Origin of the sequence: Flexivirga alba (genome assembly GCF_042661025.1) — a bacterium.
Taxonomy (GTDB): Bacteria; Actinomycetota; Actinomycetes; order Actinomycetales; family Dermatophilaceae; genus Flexivirga; species Flexivirga alba.
The window spans coordinates 3322835-3346476 of sequence record NZ_JBHSWH010000001.1 but is presented as its reverse complement, the minus strand read 5'-3'; the positions used below and the strand labels follow the sequence as shown (position 1 = coordinate 3346476).

General features: G+C 64.2%; 23 protein-coding genes. 15 read left to right on the top strand and 8 right to left on the bottom strand.

Annotated elements, in window-relative coordinates; all coding sequences use genetic code 11:
- Positions 1-30: 30 nt before the first annotated feature.
- Entirely contained in the window at positions 31-2193 is a 2163-nt protein-coding gene (locus ACFQDH_RS16445; protein ID WP_382403486.1) for an aldehyde dehydrogenase family protein, read from the bottom strand.
- Positions 2190-3650 (bottom strand): MFS transporter, encoded by a 1461-nt coding sequence (locus ACFQDH_RS16440; protein ID WP_382403485.1) that lies wholly within the window; start codon positions 3648-3650, stop codon positions 2190-2192. Before ACFQDH_RS16440 ends, ACFQDH_RS16445 begins: the two co-directional genes overlap by 4 nt.
- A gap of 412 nt (positions 3651-4062) precedes the next feature.
- Here ACFQDH_RS16440 and ACFQDH_RS16435 point away from each other — a divergent pair, with 412 nt between their 5' ends.
- From ACFQDH_RS16435 to ACFQDH_RS16380, 12 genes are all read left to right on the top strand, one after another.
- Positions 4063-4215: a hypothetical protein gene (locus tag ACFQDH_RS16435; protein WP_382403484.1), complete on the top strand. Its 153-nt coding sequence runs from the start codon at positions 4063-4065 to the stop codon at positions 4213-4215.
- A gap of 524 nt (positions 4216-4739) precedes the next feature.
- Complete coding sequence (locus ACFQDH_RS16430) at positions 4740-5537, top strand: CHC2 zinc finger domain-containing protein (RefSeq protein ID WP_382403483.1); 798 nt, start codon at positions 4740-4742, stop codon at positions 5535-5537.
- Between the two features lie 2 nt (positions 5538-5539).
- On the top strand, positions 5540-6010 hold the full coding sequence (locus ACFQDH_RS16425) for a toprim domain-containing protein (RefSeq protein ID WP_382403482.1): 471 nt from the start codon (positions 5540-5542) through the stop codon (positions 6008-6010).
- Positions 6007-6312 carry a hypothetical protein gene (locus ACFQDH_RS16420; protein WP_382403481.1) on the top strand — a complete coding sequence of 102 codons (306 nt, stop codon included), beginning with the start codon at positions 6007-6009 and terminating at the stop codon, positions 6310-6312. Before ACFQDH_RS16425 ends, ACFQDH_RS16420 begins: the two co-directional genes overlap by 4 nt.
- Complete coding sequence (locus ACFQDH_RS16415; protein WP_382403480.1) at positions 6309-7568, top strand: hypothetical protein; 1260 nt, start codon at positions 6309-6311, stop codon at positions 7566-7568. Before ACFQDH_RS16420 ends, ACFQDH_RS16415 begins: the two co-directional genes overlap by 4 nt.
- Before the next feature lie 835 nt (positions 7569-8403).
- Complete coding sequence (locus ACFQDH_RS16410) at positions 8404-9081, top strand: GntR family transcriptional regulator (protein ID WP_382403479.1); 678 nt, start codon at positions 8404-8406, stop codon at positions 9079-9081.
- 159 nt (positions 9082-9240) lie between these two features.
- Positions 9241-10302: an ABC transporter substrate-binding protein gene (locus ACFQDH_RS16405; RefSeq protein WP_382403478.1), complete on the top strand. Its 1062-nt coding sequence runs from the start codon at positions 9241-9243 to the stop codon at positions 10300-10302.
- Between the two features lie 30 nt (positions 10303-10332).
- Positions 10333-11523, top strand: coding sequence for an ABC transporter ATP-binding protein (locus ACFQDH_RS16400; protein WP_382403477.1), 1191 nt, complete (start codon positions 10333-10335; stop codon positions 11521-11523).
- Positions 11520-12407, top strand: a complete 888-nt coding sequence (locus ACFQDH_RS16395; RefSeq protein WP_382403476.1) for an ABC transporter permease — start codon at positions 11520-11522, stop codon at positions 12405-12407. The genes ACFQDH_RS16400 and ACFQDH_RS16395 overlap by 4 nt, the downstream gene beginning before the upstream one ends.
- Positions 12407-13204, top strand: coding sequence for an ABC transporter permease (locus ACFQDH_RS16390; protein WP_382403475.1), 798 nt, complete (start codon positions 12407-12409; stop codon positions 13202-13204). Before ACFQDH_RS16395 ends, ACFQDH_RS16390 begins: the two co-directional genes overlap by 1 nt.
- 31 nt (positions 13205-13235) lie before the next feature.
- On the top strand, positions 13236-13886 hold the full coding sequence (locus ACFQDH_RS16385) for an RraA family protein (RefSeq protein WP_382403474.1): 651 nt from the start codon (positions 13236-13238) through the stop codon (positions 13884-13886).
- 70 nt (positions 13887-13956) lie between these two features.
- Positions 13957-14754: a carbon-nitrogen hydrolase family protein gene (locus ACFQDH_RS16380; RefSeq protein ID WP_382403473.1), complete on the top strand. Its 798-nt coding sequence runs from the start codon at positions 13957-13959 to the stop codon at positions 14752-14754.
- Here the strand turns inward: ACFQDH_RS16380 and ACFQDH_RS16375 are convergent.
- Positions 14735-14902 carry a hypothetical protein gene (locus tag ACFQDH_RS16375; protein ID WP_382404946.1) on the bottom strand — a complete coding sequence of 56 codons (168 nt, stop codon included), beginning with the start codon at positions 14900-14902 and terminating at the stop codon, positions 14735-14737. The two genes, ACFQDH_RS16380 and ACFQDH_RS16375, sit on opposite strands and share 20 nt — an antisense overlap.
- On the opposite strand from ACFQDH_RS16375, the gene ACFQDH_RS16370 reads away from it, so the two are divergent.
- Positions 14826-15464 (top strand): TSUP family transporter, encoded by a 639-nt coding sequence (locus ACFQDH_RS16370; protein ID WP_382404884.1) that lies wholly within the window; start codon positions 14826-14828, stop codon positions 15462-15464. The two genes, ACFQDH_RS16375 and ACFQDH_RS16370, sit on opposite strands and share 77 nt — an antisense overlap.
- 498 nt (positions 15465-15962) lie before the next feature.
- Here ACFQDH_RS16370 and ACFQDH_RS16365 read toward each other — a convergent pair whose 3' ends face one another.
- On the bottom strand, positions 15963-16136 hold the full coding sequence (locus tag ACFQDH_RS16365) for a hypothetical protein (RefSeq protein ID WP_382403472.1): 174 nt from the start codon (positions 16134-16136) through the stop codon (positions 15963-15965).
- Between ACFQDH_RS16365 and ACFQDH_RS16360 the strand changes: the two genes are divergently transcribed.
- Positions 16087-17010 carry an exonuclease domain-containing protein gene (locus ACFQDH_RS16360; RefSeq protein ID WP_382404883.1) on the top strand — a complete coding sequence of 308 codons (924 nt, stop codon included), beginning with the start codon at positions 16087-16089 and terminating at the stop codon, positions 17008-17010. The genes ACFQDH_RS16365 and ACFQDH_RS16360 overlap by 50 nt on opposite strands.
- A 1975-nt stretch (positions 17011-18985) precedes the next feature.
- Here ACFQDH_RS16360 and ACFQDH_RS16355 read toward each other — a convergent pair.
- Positions 18986-19297 carry a putative quinol monooxygenase gene (locus tag ACFQDH_RS16355; protein ID WP_035904877.1) on the bottom strand — a complete coding sequence of 104 codons (312 nt, stop codon included), beginning with the start codon at positions 19295-19297 and terminating at the stop codon, positions 18986-18988.
- A gap of 108 nt (positions 19298-19405) precedes the next feature.
- Here ACFQDH_RS16355 and ACFQDH_RS16350 point away from each other — a divergent pair, with 108 nt between their 5' ends.
- Positions 19406-20347, top strand: a complete 942-nt coding sequence (locus ACFQDH_RS16350; RefSeq protein ID WP_003941078.1) for a GlxA family transcriptional regulator — start codon at positions 19406-19408, stop codon at positions 20345-20347.
- 1264 nt (positions 20348-21611) lie between these two features.
- Here ACFQDH_RS16350 and ACFQDH_RS16345 read toward each other — a convergent pair.
- The 3 genes from ACFQDH_RS16345 to ACFQDH_RS16335 form a co-directional block, all read right to left on the bottom strand.
- Positions 21612-22055 (bottom strand): hypothetical protein, encoded by a 444-nt coding sequence (locus ACFQDH_RS16345; RefSeq protein ID WP_382403471.1) that lies wholly within the window; start codon positions 22053-22055, stop codon positions 21612-21614.
- Positions 22056-22419: 364 nt separating this feature from the next.
- Positions 22420-22677 carry a hypothetical protein gene (locus ACFQDH_RS16340; protein WP_382403470.1) on the bottom strand — a complete coding sequence of 86 codons (258 nt, stop codon included), beginning with the start codon at positions 22675-22677 and terminating at the stop codon, positions 22420-22422.
- A gap of 127 nt (positions 22678-22804) precedes the next feature.
- Positions 22805-23632: a GmrSD restriction endonuclease domain-containing protein gene (locus ACFQDH_RS16335; RefSeq protein ID WP_382403469.1), complete on the bottom strand. Its 828-nt coding sequence runs from the start codon at positions 23630-23632 to the stop codon at positions 22805-22807.
- Positions 23633-23642: the final 10 nt, after the last annotated feature.

The following is a 23642-nucleotide window of genomic DNA, read 5'->3' as shown; positions in this document are numbered from 1 at the left end:
GCGTGCGTCGTCTGGGACCTGGCTAGCCGGCTATACCGACAGGTGGATGTGCTTCAACTCGGTGAACTGGGCCAGTCCGTCGACCCCGCGCGTACGGCCCAACCCCGACATCCGAACACCTCCGGAGGGCATCTCGGCGTAGGACCGGTTGTAGCCGTTGACCCAGACGGTGCCGGCCTGCAGCCGGCGTGCTGTAGAGATGGCGCGGGACAGGTCTCGTGACCAGACCGAGGCGGCGAGACCGAAGGGGGTTGCGTTGGAAAGCGCGAGGGCATCCTCGTCGTCGCGGTAAGACTCGAGCGTCAGCAAGGGGCCGAAGATGTCGTCTTGGACGAGCGGGGAGTTCGGGTCGACGTCGGTGACGAGGGCGGGCACTAGGAAGTGGCCCGGCAACCCATCTGGGTGCACCTGTTCCCCGCCCACGATGAGCCGGGCGTCGCGACGGGCCAGATCCACATAACCGGAGACCTTGTCCATTGCGGCCTCGGACACCAGGGGCCCCAGGAGACTGTCGGGCCGGCGAGGGTCGCTTGGCGCGAGGCGGGAGAAGGCGTCGTGCAGGATCTTCTCAGCGGCGGCGAGCTGGTCCTGGTGCACGAGCACCCGGGTGCAGGCCATGCACATCTGTCCGCTCGTCACGATTGCAGCCCGGGCCGCCTGGGTGAGCGCGGCCTCGAGGTCGCCGTCGGGCAGGACGAGCATGGAGGCCTTGCCTCCAAGCTCGAGCAGCGGACGCGTCATGGTCTCCGCCGCGTCGCGCATTACGGCCTGGCCGGCCGCCGTCGACCCGGTGATGGCGACCGCGGCCGTAGCCGGGTGGCGAACAAGCGCGGAGCCGACGTCGGCTCCGCCGGGCAGGACTTGGAGAACCTCGGCGGGGATGCCAGCCCGGTGCCCGAGCGCGACTACCCGGCTGGTGATGTGCGTCGTCTGCGGCGCCGGCTTCACCAGGGCGGTGACCCCCACCGCGAACCCGGGCGCAAGGTCGCGCAGCAGGAGGAGCGCCGGCCAGTTCCAAGGGGTGATGAAGACTGTGGGACCGACGGGCTGACGCACGAGGTGCGCCTCGGAGCCATCCCACAACGAACCCGCGCTGCCGAGTGGCAACCTAGCCAGACCGGCGTTGAACCTTAGAGAGTCGATGCTTCCGAGGATCTCGGCGTCGGCCTCGGAGCGGGTCTTGCCAGTCTCGCGCACGAGGTCGCTGGCAAGGCTTTCAGACTCCGCCCGGAGCAGATCCGCCCACGCGTGGAGCACCTCGGCTCGCCGCCTGTGCTCCGTCGGCCAGGAACTGGCCATCGCCGCAGCGCTGCTCGTGGCGGCCGAGTCGACGTCATCGAGGGAAGCCGTCACCACTGGAGACAACTCCTCGAGGGTCACAGGGTCGAGCGGCTGCAGGTTCGTCAGACTCATACGAAGACCCCCTCCGTCCACGATCAGCGTCTGGCCGGTGACAAAGCCCGACGACGGGCCTGCCAGCCAGGTGACCGCTCCTACGAGGTCTTCCGGCACCATGGGGCGTGGGATCGCCCGCGCCCCCGCAGCAGCCTTGAGATAGTCACCTGAGTTGAGGTCGCGCGTCGCCCCGTCGTCGACAAGGCCCGGTGACACCGAGTTCACCGTGGTTCCGTCGACGCCGAGCTCCCGTGCCGCTGCTCGGGTCAGTCCCTCGACCGCCGCCTTGGAGGCCACGTAGTGGGCGAAGCCCGGTGCGCCGTTGCGCGCCACTACGGAGGCGATGTTGACGATACGCCCCTGCCCGGTGGCCGCGAGCTGTGGCGCTGCCACCTTGATGACCTGCCACATCCCAATGACATTGACGTGCAGAACAAGATCCCAGTCGGCTGTGGTCAGCTCGGTGAGGGAGCGCTTCCCGCCCAGGGTGCGGTATATGGCTGCGTTGTTGACCACGCTGTGCAGCGCTCCGAAGGTCTTGACGGCACTCTGCACCACAGCCTCCACAGACGCCTCGTCGGTGATGTCGCAGGGCTGGAAGATGGCGTGGCCCGGGCCGCCCTCGCAGGCCTGGGCGGTGATCCGCTCGCCGGCGTCCGTGAGGTGGGGAAGGTCCGCGGCGACGACATTCGCGCCCGCGGTCGTGAAGGCTCTCACGTACGCCGTGCCGATGTCGCCGGTCACGCCGGTGACTAGGACAACCCGGTTGGTCAGGTCGAGGTTCGCGGGGGCGTTCATCGCTGGTCCTGCTGTTCCGTCGACGCGATGGCGGCGGCCGGCCCATCCTCGCGAATGAGGGGAAGCCTCGAAGTGTCAGCGCCGGTGGCTGCCAGGTGGGACACCAACGGCTTCCGGTCGATGTGGCCGCGGGTCTCGGGGCTGACGCCGACCGCGATGAGGAAGACGATGACAGAACCGATGATGAACAGGACGAGCCGGCCTGGCACGTCAGCGAGCGTGGGGCTGAAGAGGTTCACGAAGGTGGGCAGGAGGCCACCGAGCATGAAGCCGGTGTTCCAGGAGACCGCCGTGCCGCGAGAACGCAGGACTGTGGGGTAGCGCTCATTGAGGAAGATCATCACCGGGGCGTAGGCAGCGTTGGCGAAGAAGACCAGAAGGCACGAGTAGAGCAGGATGGTCCCGGTGTCGGAAGGGTTCGTCTTGCCCAAGATCCACGTGAACACCGGGAGCAGAACGAGGTTGGCCCCACCGATCAGGATCATGGTCTTGCGTCGGCCTATACGTTCGCTGAGCTCCCCGGCCGCTGTGGCTGAAATGACGACCACGGCGCTGGCGATGAGGAGAACCTCACCACGGCTTCCAGCCGGCATTTTGATGACGGAGCCAAGAAGAGTGGGCAGGAAGCCGGACGTCAGGTAGTACTGGGCGCCGGCGCCGGCGGCCACGGCGATGTTGATTAGCAGGATTTTGCGGTACCTACCGGCCATGAGGTCGCTGAACCGGACGCGCTTGGGGTCCACCGCCTCCGGGTTTTGCTTGGCAGCCTCTTGCTGCTCCTCCCAGAGCGGCGACTCCTTGACCTTGATCAGCACGAAGAGACTGAGCACCGTGCTCAACAGCCCAGTGAAGAACATGACACGCCAGCCGTTGTCGTCGAAGGCTGGGCCGGGGAAAAAGTGGTTTACAACAATGAACGCCACGCTCGCCAGGCCGCCACCGAGGCCGGCTCCCCCGCCGCCGATGAGCCCGCTCATGAGGCCACGCCACCGGGGCGCCACGCTCTCAGTGCCCAACGTGTGGGTGGTCGCAGTGACCCCGCCGATGAAAAGGCCTTCAACCACGCGCAGGACCAAGAAGATGACGGGCGACGCGACGCCGATGGCGGCATAGGTTGGCACGAGGCCCATGGCCGCCGTCGCCAGGCCAACGCCCGCGAGCACGGTCACCATGATGGCTCTGCGCCCCTTGCGGTCGGCCAGCTCTCCGAAGAACGCCGCCCCGGCTGGTCGCATGACGATGCTCACGGCAAACGACGCGAAGACGGCAGCGAGGCTGAGCGTCGTGCTGTGCGTGGGGAAAATCTGCTTGCCGACCGGACCGGCGACGTAGAGCAGAAGGAAGAGGTCGAAGAGGTCGAAGGACCACCCAGCCACTGAGGCGAAGGCGGCCGCGAGCGGTGCACCGGAGGTGTCCTCCTGGGGGCCGCTCTTTCCCGTGTCGGGACTTCTAGACATGTCCACACCCTTCCCCGTGCAGAGGCTCCGGAATGGATCATCCAAAACATACGCTCCGCATCGGATTGAGGAAACATACTGGGCGCGATCGAAAGCCGTCAAGAGTCCTGATCCGCCGTCTCTCGCCCGGCCCGACGATGAAGTGACCTCAATGGCCGGCGTTCAGACCGCGCTTGAGCAGGCCGACAGTGACTCATTACTCGTCGTGGCAGACGCAACTCCTGATCGTCGGAACTCGATCAACAGGCGGTGGCTGATCTGCTCGGGACTGTCCTTAGTCGGAGGGCTGGGGTGCTGCTGACGGGCATGTCTGGAACCGGGAAGTCAGCCGTGCTCGACGAACGGGCCCGTCGCGGCCACCGGGCCATCGACACCGATGACCCGGGATGGATCGTCGAGGTCGAGACAGCGGATGGCCCCGGAACCGATGTGGGACTTGGACCGGGTACGCGCGCTGCTCGAGGAGCCGGTGCTGCGAATCGGCGCGGACCACGAAATCGTGACGACTGGGCCCACGCCGGTCGTTGTGAGCGAAGTCGAGAAGCTCATCGCAGCAGTCCGCTGAGGGATCGCTCTGCGGTCAGCCGACGTGCTGTGCGAGTCGGCGCGCTCGGTCAAGTCTCGTCCCGTGCCATACGTCGCGGCCCAATAGACGTTGGACCACCGGTGACGCCGCGGGTCAGACGGTCAGACAAGGGAGTTGGGCGAGCCGCATCACCGTTTGACCCGTCCGGACGCAGTGACCGGGACGGGGACGCCTTACGGCACGTTCCTTCCTGAGGATCTGGGCATTGGGCGGAACACTGTCGTCGCGGCAACCTGTCGCGGCGCAGTTCAGCGACATATGCCAATGACGGATCGCGCCGGAACCTAAACCTGGGGAGCTGCTCCACCCTGGCTCCTTGCGGGGACCGTGTACCAGGCCATGACGGTTTCCTCGCCTCGCACCTGTGACAGCGGCCGCATCGCATCGCACGGGCTTCCGACAGTTCCTGTCCAGACTCGAAGTCGAGCACTGCGCCGTTCGTGCCCCACCTGGACCGTCTGCCGCTCGTAGCCGCGGGAGGTACCTGCGGTGGAGAGGCCGCTGTGGTGGACACCCTCGCCAGGACCGATATCGAGGACGTCCGGGCGCGGCACCGGATCGAGGATGTCGTCGCGGCATCTGGGGTCGAGTTGCGGCAGGTTGGCCGACAGCTGATGGGCCACTGCCCGTTCCACGACGACCACACCGCTTCGTTGTCGGTGGGTGGGGTCGCCGGCCGCTACCACTGTTTCGGCTGCGGTGCCGGCGGCGACGTCATCGACTACGTCGGCCGGTTGCACGGCGTCGGATTCCGGGATGCCATCGCGCTCCTGGACGGCCAGCAGCCACCGGCGACCATGACGCGGCCGCTTAACCCCGCACCCGATACGCGACCGACCTGCGACATCGGAGTTGAGCGCGCGTGGGAGATCAACGCGATGGCCTGGACGTTCTACACCCGCCCGGTGCACCACGAGTTCGCCCTGGCGCACACCCGGCACCGCCGCGGCCTGGACCTGGCACCCGCCGAGGCCAGCCTCGGGTATCCGCTGCTCGGGCGTGCGGGCAACAACTGGACGGCCCTGGCCCGGCACTTGCGCGACCACGGGGTCACCGACGCCGAACTGACCGGGCTCGACCTGGGCGTGCCCGGCAGGCACGGCCTGGTCGACACCTACCGGGAACGACTCGTCGTCCCAGTCACCGACAACCACGGGCACATCACCGGACTGGTCGGGCGTGACCTCAGCGGCCGCCCACGCGCTCCGAAATACCGAAACCCCACCCGGACAGTCGTTTTCGACAAGTCGGCGATGCTGTACACCCCCGCCAGGCCATCCCGGACGGCGGGCAGGTGGTGATCGTGGAAGGACCATTCGACGCCCTCGCGGTCACCGCCGCCTCCATCGCCACCGACCGATCGGTGACCGCAGTCTCCACCTGCGGCACCACTGTCACGCGGGCCCAGGCCGCAGCCGTCCTGGAGCATCATCCGTCCCGGGTCACCATTGCCTTGGACGGCGACACGGCCGGCCACACCGGTACCGGGCGCTGGGTCGAGCAGGTACGACGCCACGGCGACCACCTCGTGCGCGTCGCCGACCTGCCGTCCGGTCTCGACCCCGCCGAAATGATCGGCCGGTACGGACCCGGTGTGCTGGACGCCATCGTCGAACAAGCCCGGCCCGCCTGGCGGCTGGACGCACCGTCCGCCATACGGGCGGGTACGGATCGGTCACCCAGCTTTGACCCACCACTGGCGTTCACGCCGCCATGCTGGACGGGCCAGGCGGCTCCGCGCACCCCCATCCCGACCAGGAGCCGCCCGCTATGAGCATGCCGACACGCGTCCAGGCCCTCATCGGCCTCGCCCACTCCCACCTGGACGAGGCAGGACAACACTCGCCCAATAGCCCGTTCGCCCAGCAGATCCGACTGGCCGCCGCCCGACTACCACTGGTCGACCGCGAGCACTATCGGCCCCCACCAGAACAGCTCTCACTCGGCAGGCACCTGTCCGCGGCGCTGCACGCCCTGGACGAGGTCCCGCCGCTGGACGGCCCCGCGGACCTGCAACTGTGCGCCTGGCACATTCACGAGCTGCAACGCCTCGCCGCCCACGAGGCAGCCTCGTGAGCACGACCACCGCCGCCGACCTGCTGGAACGGGCAGACCTGCTCACCCGCACCCTGCGCGAGGACGACCGCCCGGTCACCCCCGCACGGTGGGCGGCGTTCGACCACACCACGCATCGCCTGCTCACCGAACTACTCGGCCCCCACGGCACCTGGATCCGGGACACCCGAGCCAGTCACCCGTTACAGACGGTCATCGACCACTACCCCGCACCCGCCCAGCCGCTACCCGGCGACGACGAACCATTCACCACCGCGTCGGCCACCGACCCTCACCCGCTCGCTCGCCTCACCTGCACCCTCGCGGTGTTCGCCGACCTCATGCACCAACCCGACGACATCAGGGCCGACGTCCTGCGCTCGACAGCCGAGCTGTCGAACGTCACCGCCCGAGTGCTGAGCATCACCGCCGTCGCCGCCAGATACACGATCGCCAACATGCCGTTGCAGGAGGCAATCCCGCCACTGACCGTCGGCAGGTTCGCCGAAGACATCCTCACCCATCTACCGACGACGCCCGGCGAACGGCTGGAGCCAGGACTGCGGATCGTGGCTGCTGTCACCCCGAGCCGGCCGTTCCTCGAGGCCGACCGGCTGGACCTGGCGATCCACCGGTGGGACAACGCCACCGCCGAGTCCCTGGCCGCCACGATCCCGTGCGCCGAAGTGCTGCACACCCTCGCCACTCAAGGCACCCACCTGTATGGCGTCACCGCACGCGTGTACGCCCAGCACGACGGGTCAGCCGTCCCGGTGGCGTTCCCAGCCGCGGTCCAGTCGCTGGCCCGGGTCGACGAAACCTGGATCCACGGGCTGACCACCCTGACACCACCGAGTCACCAGTTCATCGCCGCCAGTAGAGATCTCTATGAACAACTCAGGCGCCTTGATCAGCAGCTCACCAGAGACGCCGAAACAGTCGAACCCGAAGCAGTCGCAGCCAAACTCGCCCGAGCAGCGCATCGCATCAGTCGACACCTCTGCGCCGCTGAACAACTTCCCGAACAGCTCATACACTCCGAGCTGATGTTCGCCCCGGCCCGCCGGCTGGCGCCGCACCCCGACCGCGTCACAGACCACGTCCGAGGACGCCTGACCACCGTGCGCGCCCACGACGCAACCGAACTGACCTCCGCCTGGCACGCCGGCATCACCGCCGCACGCGGAGCCACGCTGGCCATCGACCTGTCCAACAGCGCGAACCGACAACCCGATGGCGACAGTGTGGCGTGCGAACCGGTCGAAATCTGCCGGTGACCGGCTGCCGCCCGTGACACGCGAGCGGGACGGTCACCGCAGCCCGCTCCACCTGCATGGGTGTGACGGCGTTGGCCGGCAGCTTGCCGAACGCAAGCACGATATGGATGCGCAGCGCCAATTCGTCCGACTCCCAGGACCTCACCGAGACCTGGCCCACCCAACCGTCTCGGTGGTCCGCGGCCAACTCGGAGACCGTGATCCGCCCATCGGCTGGGGAGACGAAGTCGCCCTCATGGAGCCTCCGCTTCTGCTCCGTCCTCCCAGCGAACCGCGTCAATCTTCCGCTTAAACGTGCGCTCAGCGACGATAAGGCCCCGGTACTTCACCCGGACCCGATATCGCCCCGTATCGGTGCGCAGGATCATTCCGGCTCCCGCCGCTCGAGGATCCATCGCGCCAGATCCCCAGCAAGCCAGAGCCGCTGCTTCCCCATTCCGCACCGCCGGTGCGAACCACCCCTTGCAGCGCAAGGTAGCCGAGCGTGTTCACGCTGATGTGGCACCAGTCGGCCGCCTCCTACGCCGACAGCAGCTGAGGCGCCTCGGCCGTCTCGATGGTTGTCATGGTGCACCTCCGTCAATCAGGTTTCATCCCCTGTTGAAACGGAGACATCCATGCCGGCGCACGCTCGGGTCGGCCGAGCCGACCGGCACTGGCCAGCCCTCGCAGACAACACCGGCCGAGCCGTCCACGCAAACACTGTTGCACCTCACCCATCGCGCGAACGCGACGTCGCACCGTCAGGCCCTGGCCATATCAACGCCTTGACGCCATGTGAGTTGCGTCATATTGTCCTCTGCAACGTAAATATATTCTTGTTGTGAGGCCATATATGACGAAGTTCGATCAGGCGTACGCCGCGCTCCGGCGCGCGATCGTGACGGGAGAGTTGCGCGAGGACGAACCCTTGGACGACCTACGCCTCAGCGAGACGTTCGGGTTCGGGCGTACACCGATGCGAGAGGCGCTGAAGCGACTGGCTGATGAGCAGTTCATCATGTGGCCGGCTCACCGGACGCCGTACGTGCGTGGCATGAAGATTTCAGACCTGTCACGCCTCTACGAGGCCCGGGTGATCCTCGAGTCTCCGGTGGCTCGCCAAGCGGCCGAGCGACGTACGCCGGCACAACTTGGCATCCTCGGTCGGGTCCTCGACGAACTCGACTCGGCGGTCGACGACGGCAATGTCTATACGGCGGTCGAGCTGGACCTCGACTTCCATCAGCAGGTCGCAATCGCCACCGACAATCGTTTCCTGGCCGACTGCGTGAAGCGCCTCAACTGTGGATCGCTTCGCCTGTGGTACATAGCTCACGCGTTCTTGGGCATGGCCGGAGTCAATGACGCCCACCGAGGCATCCTCTCGGCGATCGCCGCTGGCAACGCCGACCTCGCTGAGAAGGAAACGATCGAGCACATCCAAGACTCCTATCAGCGCCAAATAGATCGACAGCGCGTCGATCTGGACAAGGTCGCGACCCAACAAGACCCGACCGTCGCAACAAGCTGACGCGCACACCACCCGGACGACGCCGGCCGAGGATAAACCCCGCCCTAATGGGACTCGTCGCAGGGGCCCGTGAGGGCATATGCCGCTCACCCGATACGACAACCACGCTGCATGGTCTATCGACCATGACATTCGAATCAAAAAACAAGGAGTCACCAAGTGAAGACGTACAAGATCGTGAGCGCCCTCGGAATCGTCGCACTCAGCCTCACGGCATGTGGCAGTTCGAAGTCCGGCGGCGGCTCACCGACCGAGGGAACAATTACGATCCAAGGTTACTCCGGCATCTTTCAGGACAACTACACCGCCGCAGTCATCAAGCCTTTCGAGGTCAAGTATCCGAAGATTAAGGTGAAGTACCAGGCCGTCAAGAGCTCAGCAGACAACCTCGCCGCGCTCAGAGCCTCGAAGAACAATCCCAAGACGGACGTATCCATCATGGACGTCTCCGTCTCCGACACCGGGAACAAGTCTGCGCTTTTCGCCAAACTTGATCCAAAGCTCGTGCCGAATGCGGCAGATATCGACCCACGCGGAAAGAACGCCGACGGATACGGTCCCGCGGTCACCTTCGACTCCCTCGTGTTGATCTACAACGATGCGGTGAACCCGGCACCAACGACCTGGGACGACCTGTGGAACCCCAAGTACAAGGGGAAGGTCATCGTCACTGCTGCCCCCGACATCCAAGGCACGAGCCTGATGCTGATTGAGAACGCCAAGGCGGGAGGGACGCTCGACGACGTCTCCAAGGGTGTCGCACGCCTCAAGACGCTTGCCCCCTCGGTCCAGACTTTCGCACCACAACCGGACCAGTACACGCTGGTTCAGGCCGGCCAGGCCGATATCGCTATCGCGTGGAACGCGAGAGCACAGACATACGCCGCCAAGAGCAACGGCAAGCTGAAGGTCGCCATCCCGGACGACAAGACGATCTTCCAGATCAACACAATCAACCTCGTCAAGGATGCACCCGACTCAGCGGCCGCACAGACGTTCATCAACTACGCGCTGAGCCCCGACGCTCAAGCAAAGTTCACCAACACGATGTTCTACGCCCCGACGAACACCAAAGCCAAGCCATCGACTGACGCACTGGCACGCACCTCCGCAGACCCGGCGAAACTCAAGAACGTACTAAATGTCGACTGGGCCAAGGCGGCTACGCATCGCGATGACTGGACCCAGCTCTGGCGGCGCGACATCATCTCCGGATCCTGAGCGCCAATTGCAACGAAAGGCTGAAATATTATGAGCTTTCTGAGCCTCCGAGGCATCACCAAGCACTACCCGGGGACCGAGAAGCCTGCCGTCGCCCGGTTCGACCTCGACATAGAAAAGGGCGAGTTCATCTCGCTTCTCGGACCTTCCGGCTGTGGTAAGACAACTACATTACGGATGCTCGCGGGTCTCGTCGAGCCGACTTCCGGTGACATCGAAGTCGATGGAAAGAACCTCACCCGATCGCCTGTCCACAAACGCGACATGGGGATGGTATTCCAGAGCTATGCGCTTTTTCCCCATCTGGATGTGAAGCAGAACGTCGCCTTCGGTCTTGAGATGCGAAAGGTGGGGAAGACCGAGACTCGGCAACGGGTCGAGGAAGTGCTCGACCTGGTGCACCTCGGCCATCTTGGCGACCGTCGCACCAAGGCGCTGTCCGGCGGACAGCAGCAGCGTGTAGCGCTGGCCCGCGCCCTCGTCATCCGGCCCAAGGTGCTCCTGCTGGACGAACCGCTGTCGAACCTCGATGCGAAGCTGCGGGAGAACATGCGCGATGAGATCCGCTCGATTCAACAAAAGACTGGAATCACGACGGTTTTCGTCACTCACGATCAGGACGAGGCGCTTGCGACATCCGATCGGATCGTCGTGATGTCAGAGGGCAACATCGAACAGATCGGTGCACCGCGGGACATCTACGAGCACCCCTCAAGTCGGTTCGTGGCAACATTCATCGGCCGCGCCAACCTCCTTGAGGGGGACGTCATCCAGTCCGACGACGATCACTCGGTGGTCGACATCGCAGGGATCGGGCGGATGCCGGCGATGAATGAATTCCGTGCTGTTGGCCGGGTGACCGTGCTCGTCCGCCCACACCGCATCAGGCTCGGCGTCGGACCTTCCGGCCCTGGCTCAGACCGCCCGAGCATTCGGGGAGTGGTCCTCACCTTCTCCTACGTTGGCGACGTCGTCGAGTACTCGGTGAGCGCCGCCGGTCAGACGCTGTCCGTCCAGTCGCTCGCCACAAGCGCCGGCCCCGTCGCCTCTGGCGAGGAAGTACGACTCAGCTGGGATGTCGAAGACGCCGTTGTACTTCGGCCCGATGACACGAATGCATCAGCGGCGCGCAGCGCCGCCCCGTCTGCGGGCCATCCCGGTCGCCCCGCGCTCTCCGAGGAGTTCGACGCTGCTCGCCAGACGATGAAGTTCGTGTCATGACGACGCACTCCATCCAGGCCGTAAGGCGGCGTACCGGTCGATCCGACCGGCGCACCGTGTGGGCGCTGAGCCTTCCAGCACTCATTGGCATGCTCGTCGCCTTTGTCCTACCGCTCGTGTGGCTTCTTCGAATGAGCCTGAACACCGGGGACTCCACCGGCATGATCCGGCAGGGTGTATCGGCTGGCTCGTACACGAAGTTTGTCTCTGACTCGTACTACTGGGGAATGGCTTGGGACACGCTGAAACTTGGTGTCGTCGTCACGATTGCAACCGTCATTGTGTCGTACCCGATCGCGCTGTTCCTTATGCGCACAACATCTCGGTTCAAAGGGTTGCTCGTCGCCCTCGCGATCGCCCCACTGCTAACCAGCTCGGTCGTACGTACGTACGGCTGGATCGTCCTCCTTGGACAGGATGGGGTAGTCAACAAAAGCTTGGAAGGCGTAGGTTTTATCGACCAGCCGCTAACGCTCATCAACAATTCGGTCGGCGTCTATATCGCCATGGTCGAGATCCTCATGCCGTATATGATTCTGGCGCTGCTTTCCGGGTTCGGCCGCTTCAACCCCGAACTCGAGTATGCTGCAGCGAGCCTCGGCGCGTCCCGATGGAAAACCTTCTGGCGCATCGTGTGGCCACTCAGTATGCCCGGTGTTCTCACGGGCGCATTACTGGTGTTCGTACTCACCATCAGTTCCTTCATCACCCCACGACTCGTGGGCGGAGGCAGAGTCTTCCTTCTTGCCACCGAGATTTACGATCAGGCGACACAGACCCTGAACTGGCCGTTTGCCGCAGCAATATCCTTCATTCTCCTCGTTCTGTTCGGATCTGTCATCGTCGTCTACCAGCGGGCCATCAAGCGAATCGAGGACCAGTGATGATCGACAATGCACGGTTCGGCCAGTGGCCAACTCGAATCATCGTGACTCTGCTTTACCTTTTTCTCCTTGCACCGATCATCATCGTCCTGTTGATCAGCATCGACACTCAGTCAACAATGTCGTTCCCGCCAAGGGGTTTCAGCCTTCAATGGTACGGCAAGATCTGGCACAACGAGGCCTTCATGAGTGGTTTCAGAGTGAGCTTCATCGTCGCTGTCGGGGTGGCTCTGCTCGCGTCCCTCGTCGGTGTCCCAGCCGCGGTTGCGCTCAGTCGGTACTCGTTCCCGGGGCGAGCGGTCCTGTCCGGCTTCTTCCTCTCCCCATTGTTGGTGCCAGCGATTGTCCTCGGCCTCGCGCTCCTGTTGGTCCTCGATCCCATGAAGCTCACCGGAACGTACCAGGGTCTGATCATCGCTCACCTGGGCATAACCGTTCCATACGTGATACGCACGACGTCAATGAGCCTGATGACACTCAACCAACAGTGCGAGGAGGCTGCGCGCACCCTGGGTGCGTCGGCACTGACCACATTCCGAAAGGTTACGCTGCCGCTTGTCCTGCCTGGGGTTCTCGCCGGTTTCGTGATCTCGTTCATCATCTCCTTCGATGAGGCAGTCATCTCGCTCTTCGTTGTCGCCGGCGATATCACAACGTTGCCGGTGGAAATCTTCAATTACGTCGAGACTCGCACCGATCCACAGATTGCGGCACTTTCCGTTGTCCTAATCCTCATGAGCCTTGCGGTCGTGGTGATCCTCGAACGCATCATGGGCCTTCGCAAGGTCCTCAAATAGCCCCTCCAAGTAGAAAGAACGGTCAATCTTCATGTTCACCCAAAATCTCTCCGCTCCTCAAATCGACCCAGCAATTGTCGACGCACTGTCCGAGGTGTGTACCTCGACGTTGGGGCACCTTCGCGACCACGGCTTTCCGCGCGGTCTCGTACCAAACCGCCGCCCACTGAAGTTCATCGGCACGGCGATCACCGTCCGGATTCCCCACCTCGACTCCACAGCTGTGCACGTTGCAGTGGACCAGGCGCGCCCCGGTGACGTCATCGTGATCGAGCAGTCGGGCGACGAACAGCGTTCATGCTTCGGCGGACTCGTCTCCTTCACAGCCAAGGAGCGGGGCGTCGTCGGTGCGATCATCGATGGCAAGTCGAACGATTACGACGAAGTACTCGGCTACGGCTTCCCGCTCTACTCTCGAGGCATCGCGGCACATACCACCCGGATCGCCGGGATCGAGGGCGCCATCAACGTTCCCGTGAGCGTCGGCGGCGTCGTCGTTGAGCCCGGCGACGTTGTATTCGCCGACTCCGACGGCATCGCGATCCTGAAGCCTGACGAGGCGCTCGAGATCGCCAAGATTCTCAAGCAGAAGGAGGACGCCGAGATTCCCGCCCGCGAGAAGATCCAGACCGGTGGCTCGCTCGCCGAATACTCCGGCGCCATCAACTACTTCAACAACTGATCGAGCGTGGACCGTGATGCCGCGTGAGGATCACGACCACGCGTTTGATAAGAGGGAAGGAACCAGCAAAGTGGGACTGACAGTGGCAGTGGCTCAGTTCGGTGCAACCACCGACAAGGCAGCCAACAGAGAATCCGTCGCAAAGCTGATCGAGCAGGCGGCTGGTACTGGAGCGGAACTCGTCGTGTTGCCGGAGAACGCGATGTATTCCAATCCAGACCCGACCGCGGACACTTCCTCCGAGCGCGAGCCCACCACCGGAGACTTCGGAACGCTCATCGGTCACCTCGCGAAGCAGCACGGGGTAACCATCGTTGCCGGAATGACTGCGATCAACGATGCCAACGACAAAGGGATCAACACCCTGCTGATCGTCGGACCCGACGGCGCGCAGATCGACAAGTACGAGAAGGTCCATCTCTACGACGCGTTCGGCTATCGCGAGTCCGACCGTGTCGAGGCAGCGGCGTTCCGACCGGTCACGTTCGAACTCGGAGGATTCACGTTCGGTGCGATGACCTGCTACGACCTGCGCTTTCCTGAGATGGCCCGCGCATTGGTCGACGCCGACGCGGATGTCCTGCTCCTTCCAGCAGCCTGGGTCGCGGGCCCAAGCAAGGAAGACCACTGGACGACCCTTCTGCGCGCGCGCGCAATTGAGAACACGGTTTACGTGGTCGCAGCTGGCCAGTCCGGCCCGCACTGCACCGGACTCTCGATGGTCATCGACCCGATGGGCGTCGTAGTCGCGAACGCCGGAGAGGTCGCTGGTACCGCAACGACCCACATCGACCCTGAACGGGTGCAGACGGTTCGGGCGAAGAACCCGAGTCTCTCGAACCGACGCTTCACGGTCGCATCGAAGTGATGGTGATCGCGCTCACCGCGATCATCGCGGTGAGCGCGTTCACCCAGTCGATCAGCGGTTTCGGTTTCGCGATGGTGGGAGTACCCCTGATCGCGATTCTGACAGATCCTTCGACTGCGGTCGTGTGCGTCACGATCTTGAGTGCCATTTACTCCACCGGGGCCGCCGCCCACCAGCGGTCACTCGTCGACTGGAGGGCGCTTCGAGTTGTGAGTGCGTCCGCCCTCGTTGGAATGCCGACCGGTCTAATCCTCGCCCGCTCAGTCCCGGCGGCTCTCTTGGGTGTCAGTATCGGATTGGTGGTCATAGGCTGTGCGCTCACGGTCGGACGGTCCGCGCGCCAGTTCGGGCGAAGAGGAAGTGTGGCGGCCGGGATTGCTAGCGGGACCCTCCTCACCTCAACGGGAATGAACGGGCCTCCGATCGTGCTGGCGATGAAGGGCCCGTATGCGGACGCCGATCGATTCCGGGCGACGCTGCAGGCAGTGTTCGTCATCCAAGACCTGTGCGCAATCGTGGGGTTCGTGATCGTCGGCTCGGTGACGACCCACCGCCTGTCGATCGTGGCATGGGCGGCACCCGCAGTTCTCATCGGATGGTGGGTAGGGCTTCGTGTCATCCCCTTCATCGACGATCGCCGGTTCGACCGGATCGTCGTCCGGCTGCTCATCATCACCGGGCTCGTCGCCATCGGCTCCGCACTGCGGTGACGAAGGGCCGTCCTTCCCCCAGGTGAAACTGCAGCCGATGGACCGGGGAACCGTCGACTTCTCAGACAAGTCAGTCGGTTCCGTGGAGGCGCACGCATAGGGCAACGCCGTGGAGAACAGACTCCCGCCGTCGTTCGGGTCGAGGGCACGGGTGGATGGTCGGCTGCGCGCGGACCCTCCACTCCGCTGCCGAATGCGATCGTGAGCAGGAGAGCACCAACGGGCCGGACAGCCCTCCGGCGAGGCGCGACGAAGCCACCGGCAGCGCCCCGAAGCCCGGGCCTGTCCCGCAGATACTCATCTCTCGTACCCGTGACGTACCCCAAGGACCACAATCACCCGTGTCAAACCAAACCCACCAACTACCAACACCCAGTAACCACACCGCAGTCCGGGTAACCACCCAAGACGGAACGGTCTCCTAAAGCGGGTGTCGCATGTTCGAATCATGCCGGGGGCACTGCAATTTTAAGGGTTTCATCCTTCGCCAGTCCTCGGTCAGTCCTCAGCAGGACGGCTGGCGGCTGCGTGCATCCGGTCTGCGACGTCGTCGAGATCGGCGTCGAACAGGTCCGATTTCGAGACCGCCAACAGCTTCCGCGGATCCCCTTGCTCGGTTGGCCTGGTCAAGGTCCACAACGGAGTCATCGCCGACCGCAAGTACATGCTCATGCGACCACCAGCAGGAGTCGACCACTTCGACCAGTTCAACATCGGCATCCACCACATCGACCCGCACACCGTGGCAAGGCAACCTCGATGGCGAGACTCTCTCCCCGCGATGATGGACTTCATCGGCGACGATGTCGTCGTTGCGCACAATGCAGGGTTCGATATCGGAGTCATCCGGTACGCGTGCGCTGTCGACAACATCCCCTGGCCCGAGATGCGTTTCGCGTGCTCATTGGTTCTCGCACGCAAGCACCTGACCTTGCCGTCCTACCGGCTGCCGTTCGTCCTGGAAGCCTGCGGGATGACCATGGATGATCATCACAACGCTCTTGCGGACGCCGAGGCAGTCGCTGTCATTGTCATGCGTTTCGCCGAGCAACTCGGCGCCACAAGTGTGGATGAGATCGCTTCTCGCCTCCACACCACCGTAGGGCGTATGGCCGCTGGCGTGTACCACGGCGCGGTCGCAACCAGCGGTACCAGTAGCAATGGTCATTTGATTGCTGCTGACGCAAATCCGAACGCTGATCCCAACGGCTATCTGTACGGGAGGGTCGTGGTGTTCACTGGGAAACTCATGGCCATGGTCCGGCAAGATGCTTGGAACGCCGTCGCAGCCGCGGGTGGTCGTCCCGAAAAGGGCACGACCAGAAGCACCAACGTGCTCGTGCTCGGAGACTTCAACCCTGCGAACCTGCGACCAGGCTTCACCTACTCGACGAAGGCCAGCAAGGCATTCGAGTTGCAGGATCAGGGTCAGGACATCGAATTGATGACCGAGGCAGACTTCCTGCAGGTCCTAGACGGGCGAGTGATGCTCACCGACGAACTCGCCGCCCTGATCGCCGGGCCGGAAGACCCCACAGGGACGTAAACGCCGACTCCCACCTAGACAAGGAAGGACTAGTGCCACGGTAGCGACGCGACTTGACATATCGGCTGACGCACCGAGGGTGGGACCGCTGCACGATGCGGTGAACTCTGGACTCACGCACTCTGATCGGCCGGTGGGGCCATGCTGGTCTCGTATCCAATCGGCCGCGGCCGGAATCGCGTGGCGCCGGTGCCCGGCGCGAGCAAATTCCGCGAAATGGGGCCAAGAAGTGTGACGGCGCGCTAGAACTGTGGCTATGGGCGGACTAGTGGGCATCGTCATTCAGCTGACAGTGGCGATGGTCCGGATCTCGATCATGCTGGTCGTTGCAATGGTCCGCATGTTGATCTCTCTGACGTACATGCTGCTCAATGCGATGGGCCGGTCGTCGCGTCGCCCTCCGGTGCGTCGGCCACGTCGGCGTAGCCCGGTGGCAACCGCACCCCAGCGGCAGACATTCACACACACGGGTTGTCATGTCCGGCACCGGTCGTATGCGGCCGCCGCGCACTGCAGAAACGGGCGGGTCGCCTAGCAGGGAACGGATGGCATCTCAACGGCCAGACCACGCGTGGCTCACACACGATGTCTCGCAGGACACCAGCGCGAGTAGAGCGAGCCACCTCCACGGTGCGGCCACCTGACTTGGGACGTTAGAGCAGTGTGAGAGTGGCCGCATCGTCGCTGGTCAGTTGGGGTGCATCGGATGGGTGATCCGATTCAGAGCAATCCGTCTTCTGAGAGTTAGCCGACCTTGCCGTCGAAGATCGTGGGGAATCAAGAAGCTGAGTTCGTCGGGTAACTCGACGCACAGATGCGTACCCGGCACCACCGATTACGCCTGGCCCAGGTGAGCGCCTACACGGCACCAAACAGTTCGATGGCGGCGATCAACGGCCTACCCAGCGCTGGGGTTCCACAACCTCACCAACTACATCGCCCAATCCGTACTCAGACGGGCGGACTTAGACCCTGGCTACGCCCTCTATTCGGATGATCTCATGAAGTCACCGAGTAGTAGAGGCGGTGATCATGCCTTCGGGGAATTTTTCCGCACCAAGTCAGCCTCCATAACCAACGTAGACCAGCCCTGGGCCAGGGTCGGCCGCGCATTCCCAAGCGTCGGTGCCGTGACAGGTAATCGTGTAAGGCCGATGGCTAAGCGGTCCGATCACCCTGAAACTGGTCACAATCTCTCCTCCCGTTGAGCTTTGGAGGCGAAGCCTGTCGAGGAATCCGGTGCCAATAATAGTCGCGAATTCACACTGGGTCCCTACGGCAGCCCAAATCGCAGAGCCCTCCACGTCGCCGCACGCTGTATATCGCGTCGGGGCCGCAGCGTCCGCCACCGCATTTGGGGCCGATGGTGTGATTGCTGAGCTTGTCGTCGGACTCTGCCGAACGTTGGGCGCGTATGACGGCGCGCCAGGTGGCGTTGTGTTGCTGGACGTATCTGAAACGTCTTCGACGACGACGGGACCGGCGAGGAGGAGGGCGCGGTGAGCTAAAGGAATGGACCTTGCTCGGCTTCGACGCCGCCGCAAGCTCCGGTGAAACGGTCGGTACTGGTCGGTCGTCGTCGGTCACCACCGGATGGCGGCGTCCCCCACGCTCGGCGTTTGCGCAGGTCAGCGGCTCGTTCGCCCAGTGGGCGCATCAAGCGATAGACGCAAAGCCGACGTGATTAGGTCGTCGCTTCGATTCCGACAGGCGGCTCCGGCGAACAGCCCCTGACCTGCGGAAACGCAGGGCAGGGGCGGTTCGGTTCTGATGGTCGCGCGATGCGCTGGCCTCACGGCTCTGCCCGACACCGACGTCGCTCTCCTCTGCGACGGACCCCTCGCCGGCTGAGCGCTCGCGGCCGGCATCCTGTCCGTGTGCCGATAGGCCTCGCACCGCTCGGCAACGCAGCGTGGCGTTGCGTCGCGACCCGGCGACGGCTCGGCCGGGCGCGATCGTCTCGTGCGTTGGCGGACTACGGGAGCTTGGACGCGAGGACGTCGGCCGCCAGGATCTCGGGTGCTGCGCCGAGGAGGTGCTGGTTGGCCATCAGGGCTGCGACGATGGCGCCGTTGGCGTGGGCGTCGCGAGCGGCCTCGTCGGGGAATGCATCGAAGATCCAGAAGGTGTCGGCGTGGGTCCTGACCGCGAACCAGACAATCGTTCCTACTTCTTCGTTGGCGAGCGCGACAGCGCCGGCGAGCAGATCGGCGAGCGCGTCGTGCTGTCCATCGGCCGCGACGATCTTGGCGACGAAGGCATACGGAAGTGATGCGGGTGCGGACATGAGGGGTTCTCCTAGGTGTCGAGGTTTCTTGGTGAAGCGAGTTCAGCGTATGACGAGCAAGGGCAGGTGAGAAGTGGCGTATACGGCAGTATTGCTATTGTTCGCGCCATGCGTATCGGACTGATCGCGATCGACGGCTGCTTCGGTTCGGCTGTCGCGTCGGTCATCGACATCGTGCGGGTGGCCGACGGAGCCCGCGGCGATGTCGACCCGCGGATCGACCCGATCGAACTCGCCATCCTCGGACCGAAACGGAGAGTGACCACGACGGCATCGATGACCCTGTCGGTGGACCACCCGCTGTCGGAGTCCGCAGAGTTCGACGTGGTCGTCGTCCCTGCGCTTGGAACCCTCACGGCCGCCGCTACCAACGACGCCCTCCAGAGCCGAGATGCTCGTTCGGTTATCGCCTCGCTCGGGCGCCTCGACGACGCGACCACCCGGATCGCCGCGGCGTGCACCGGCGTGTTCGCTGTCGCCGAGACCGGACGGATGCATCATCGGCGGGCGACGACCAGCTGGTTCCTGGGGCCGGAGTTCCTGAAGCGCTATCCGACCGTCGCCCTCGATCTCGACACCATGGTCGTGGTCGACGGGAACCTCGTCACCGCCGGCGCCGCGTTCGCCCACATCGACCTCGCGCTCTCACTCGTGCGATCGATCAGCCCCGACCTGGCCCAACATGTCGCCAAGCTCCTCATCATCGACGAGCGTCCGTCGCAGGCGGCCTTCGTCGCCTACGAACATCTCCGGCACGAGGACCCGATCGTCGTCGAGTTCGAACGCTTCGTGCGCGCCCGCCTGGACGAACCGTTCAACGTCGCCTTCGTCGCGCAGTCGCTCGGCACCAGCCGGCGCACCCTCGAACGACGAGTCCGTGCGGCGCTCAACCTCACTCCGCTCGGCTTCGTCCAACGGCTTCGCATCGAACGAGCTCGGCACCTCTCAGCAACCACGGACCTCACCTCCGCCGAGATCGCGCTACGGGTCGGCTACGCGAACGCCGAGACTCTGCGCTCCCTCCTGCGTAGGGAGCGACGCCGTTCCTGACCTATCGCCATGCCTGTAGCCGGTGTCCTAGTGCTCGACTGGAACCACCTCTCAGCACGTCGCGTCGACGCTCCTGCGTCGCCCCTGGACGACCCACTCGACACGCCCGCAGCACAGGCCATGTGACGTGTCCCGGCTTCCCGGACGGTCGGGGTTGGGTGGCTGTGATGTCGCTGCGTTCTCGTCGAGGGGGTCAGCAGACTCGATCAGGGTCGATTGGGATGAGACGCGAAGGCGGTCAGGTCAGGGCGGCCAAAGCCGGCCGGCGAGGTAGCGTCGGTCACGTCGAGGTCTTTCGGATGGATGGCGTAGGAACCTCCATCGTCGGGAGACCTCGACGTCTACCTGCGGACCGACGCGCCCGGCCGACCTACACCCTCATCTGGGAAGAGCCACGTATCTGTGTACGTATATGGAGTCCCGTTAATGATGCTTGCGACGTCAGACGAAAAACCGAACGCTTGCAGTCCATCGGCAATCGAGACGGCGGGGACTGTTCCGTCTCCGCCGCCGCTCACCATCATGTTCTCTGTCGCAAGATTTTCGCTATCAAATTGGCCGAACGGGTTTACGCCAGTTTGGTCGGCGAAAAGCCCCTGCTTCCCTGCGGAACATTCCTGCCAGGTGGCGTAGGTCCCGGTGGAACATGTCTGGAGAGGAAAAGGTTCAGTCAGAGCGGTGCCAATAGAGAAACCTGCAAAGTCGTGCCTGTCACGTTCCCAGTCGCAACTAATCTCAGCAGCGATCCGCGGTCCAGTGCTTGCCTTGTATGCGGATGCCTTCGCCGACGTAGGCATCGAAAGCGATTGCGTCATCTGATCGCAGATCGGCTGTACAAGGTGCACCGCGTTGGCTGGACAGGGGTTCGGCTATGGCCAGCCTTGGGATTGGGGACGGCACATGCATCGATCACGGCGGCGACAGTGGGCGGCAGAGCGCGACCAGGAATTTTTATCGCGGACGCCGCTGTGGGATTGTCGACAGTCGCGTCGCTGCTACCTGCATTCGAGCATCCTGACAACAGGAGCAGCGAAGCAAGCATTGGTGCAAGTGCCGCGCCAAAGCGCGAAAGGCGTGCGGTCATGAGCGATCCCCCGGATGTCTGTTCGCCGCCGCAGAGTGTGCGTGGCGGGAACAGGCTAGCGTATGGAGCATCGTTTGCCAGACGTCTCGACGGAAATGCTGCACGATTCGGTGACGGTTTTGTCACGCAGCCTGAGCGGCTTGTGTGGTCATGTCGATCATGAGCGTCGCTGTCCGGAAATCAGCTGACCTTTCCGTCGAAGATGGTGAGGATCGAGAAGCTCGATTCGTCGGTGACCTCGACGGACAGGTGTGTACCCGGCACCACCGGGTAGGCCTTGGACCAGGTGAGCGACCGGCCCGGCAGCAGGGTCGAACTCGGGTCGTTGCCGATGTTCCCGTCGATGTCGGTCACGCCGTCGACCTGAGTCGAGCCGGATGTGGCGGTCAGATACAACTGACTCGGATCGAAAGGATCCTGGTTCGCGGGGTTGGTCAAGGTGATGGTTACCTTGTAGTAGTGCCCACCAGGGATGGTCTGGCCCACGTAAGCGCTGCTGCTTGGGGTGTACGGCACCGGCTTGCTGACAGTGATCTTCCGGCCGGTCTTGCTGGTCCAAGTAGCGCCGAATGGTGTGGTGCCCTTGGACTGGCCATCGGCCGCGGCGGTGGTCTTCTCCGTCACCTTCGGGGTGACCTTCTTCGTCTTTTTGCAGCGTCCGCTGCGGCGGCTGAACTAGCCGCGACTGTCGCCGTCTTGGCCGTGACGGTCTGGGTCACGGTGACGGTTGCTCCGCTACCCCCAGACGAGCAGCCAGCCAGTGCTAGCGGCACGACCAACAGCACGAGTGCCAGTGCTGTGTGCTTCTTCAAAACGGTCTCCTCCGCAAGAGTGAAGGGGGTGATTTGTGTCCTGCGGGACATGCGTGTGGTCTGTGACCGACCGTTTGCTCCCCCGGTGTTCCCCTGGGCGCAGCGTACGGCCGCCGAAGATGCTGTGCATCGCGATTGAGCAGATCCGGGTGGGATATACCGGAGACCGCTGGGCGCTACCTGGGCAGTGAGTCCGCACGCCGCACGTCAGTGGCCTGCAGCCAGACGAAGTGCTGCCGGTCGTCGTCCTCCCGCCGATGCCGGTAGGACACCAGCACCCGGTCGGACTTCCACTTGACGGCTCTACCTGGCACCCACTCGACCAGGTCGTCTGACTCCCACTCGAACCTCGCCTCGCAGGCGATCGGTTGCGGGGCGAAGCCCGGGTCATGACCTGCACCGGCCTGCACTCGGTTACGCACCTGGTCGACCATGCGGACAGGCTGACACCGAGCGCCGACACTCACTTAGTTGCAAGCTGAGTGACCGGTCATGCCCGTCGGGCAATTGCGGCCACCGAGATGGACGCCTGTTGGACTGCGACCAGATTCGATGACGACCTTATTCGCAGGCGACACCGTCGCCGTCGCGATCCAGCTTGCTGGAGTAGCCGGGCTGGCCCCGGTAGATCGGCGCTGCTCCGGCGGCTCGCACGGCGGTGCAGTTCTTGTAGTAGACCGCGGCAGGTAGCGGTGCCACTGCAGGTGCCGTCGTCTTGGGCGCCGAGGGCGCAGTAGTGGTCGGCGCGGGAGCGTGGGCCCTCGGCGGCTGGGCGCTGGTCGATGCCGTGCCCTGCGGCGGCAATGCCGTGCCGTCGCACTTCGACAGCACCCGCACCATCGCGTCGCGCTCGGCCGCTGTGACCCACAGGCCGTACTTTTGCTTCACGGTGATCTGCCGGGCCACATACGGGCAGCGGTACGCCTTGTTTGGAGGCAGCCAGGTAGCAGCGTCGCCGTCGCCCTTCGCACGGTTAGCGCCGGCGTCGACCGCCAACAGGTTGGCCGGGTCATTAGCGAAAGCCAGGCGCTTGCTGAACGGCCACGACGCGGCACCCTTCTGCCAGGCATCGCCCAGGGCCACGACGTGGTCGATGTCGACCTCGCTGGCCCCGCCGATCACAAACCGGATCGAACGCCCGGTGTAGGGGTCGTGAGTCAGTGTCCCCGCCAGCACCTTGCACCAGTTCTTCATCGACCGGGCCGTAAGGTCTCGGCGCAGGATGTCATTGCGGGTGTCGCAGCCGTTGCGGTCGGCGTCGAACCAGGCTTGTCCGAACGCGTCTCGGTTGTAGCCGGTCTTGGTAGCGCGGCCCTTGACCGCCAGACCTCCCACCGCGGCAAGTGCGGTTCCGGACTCGGCCTGCGAGACAGCCTGTGCAGCAGGCACCGGGGCGGCG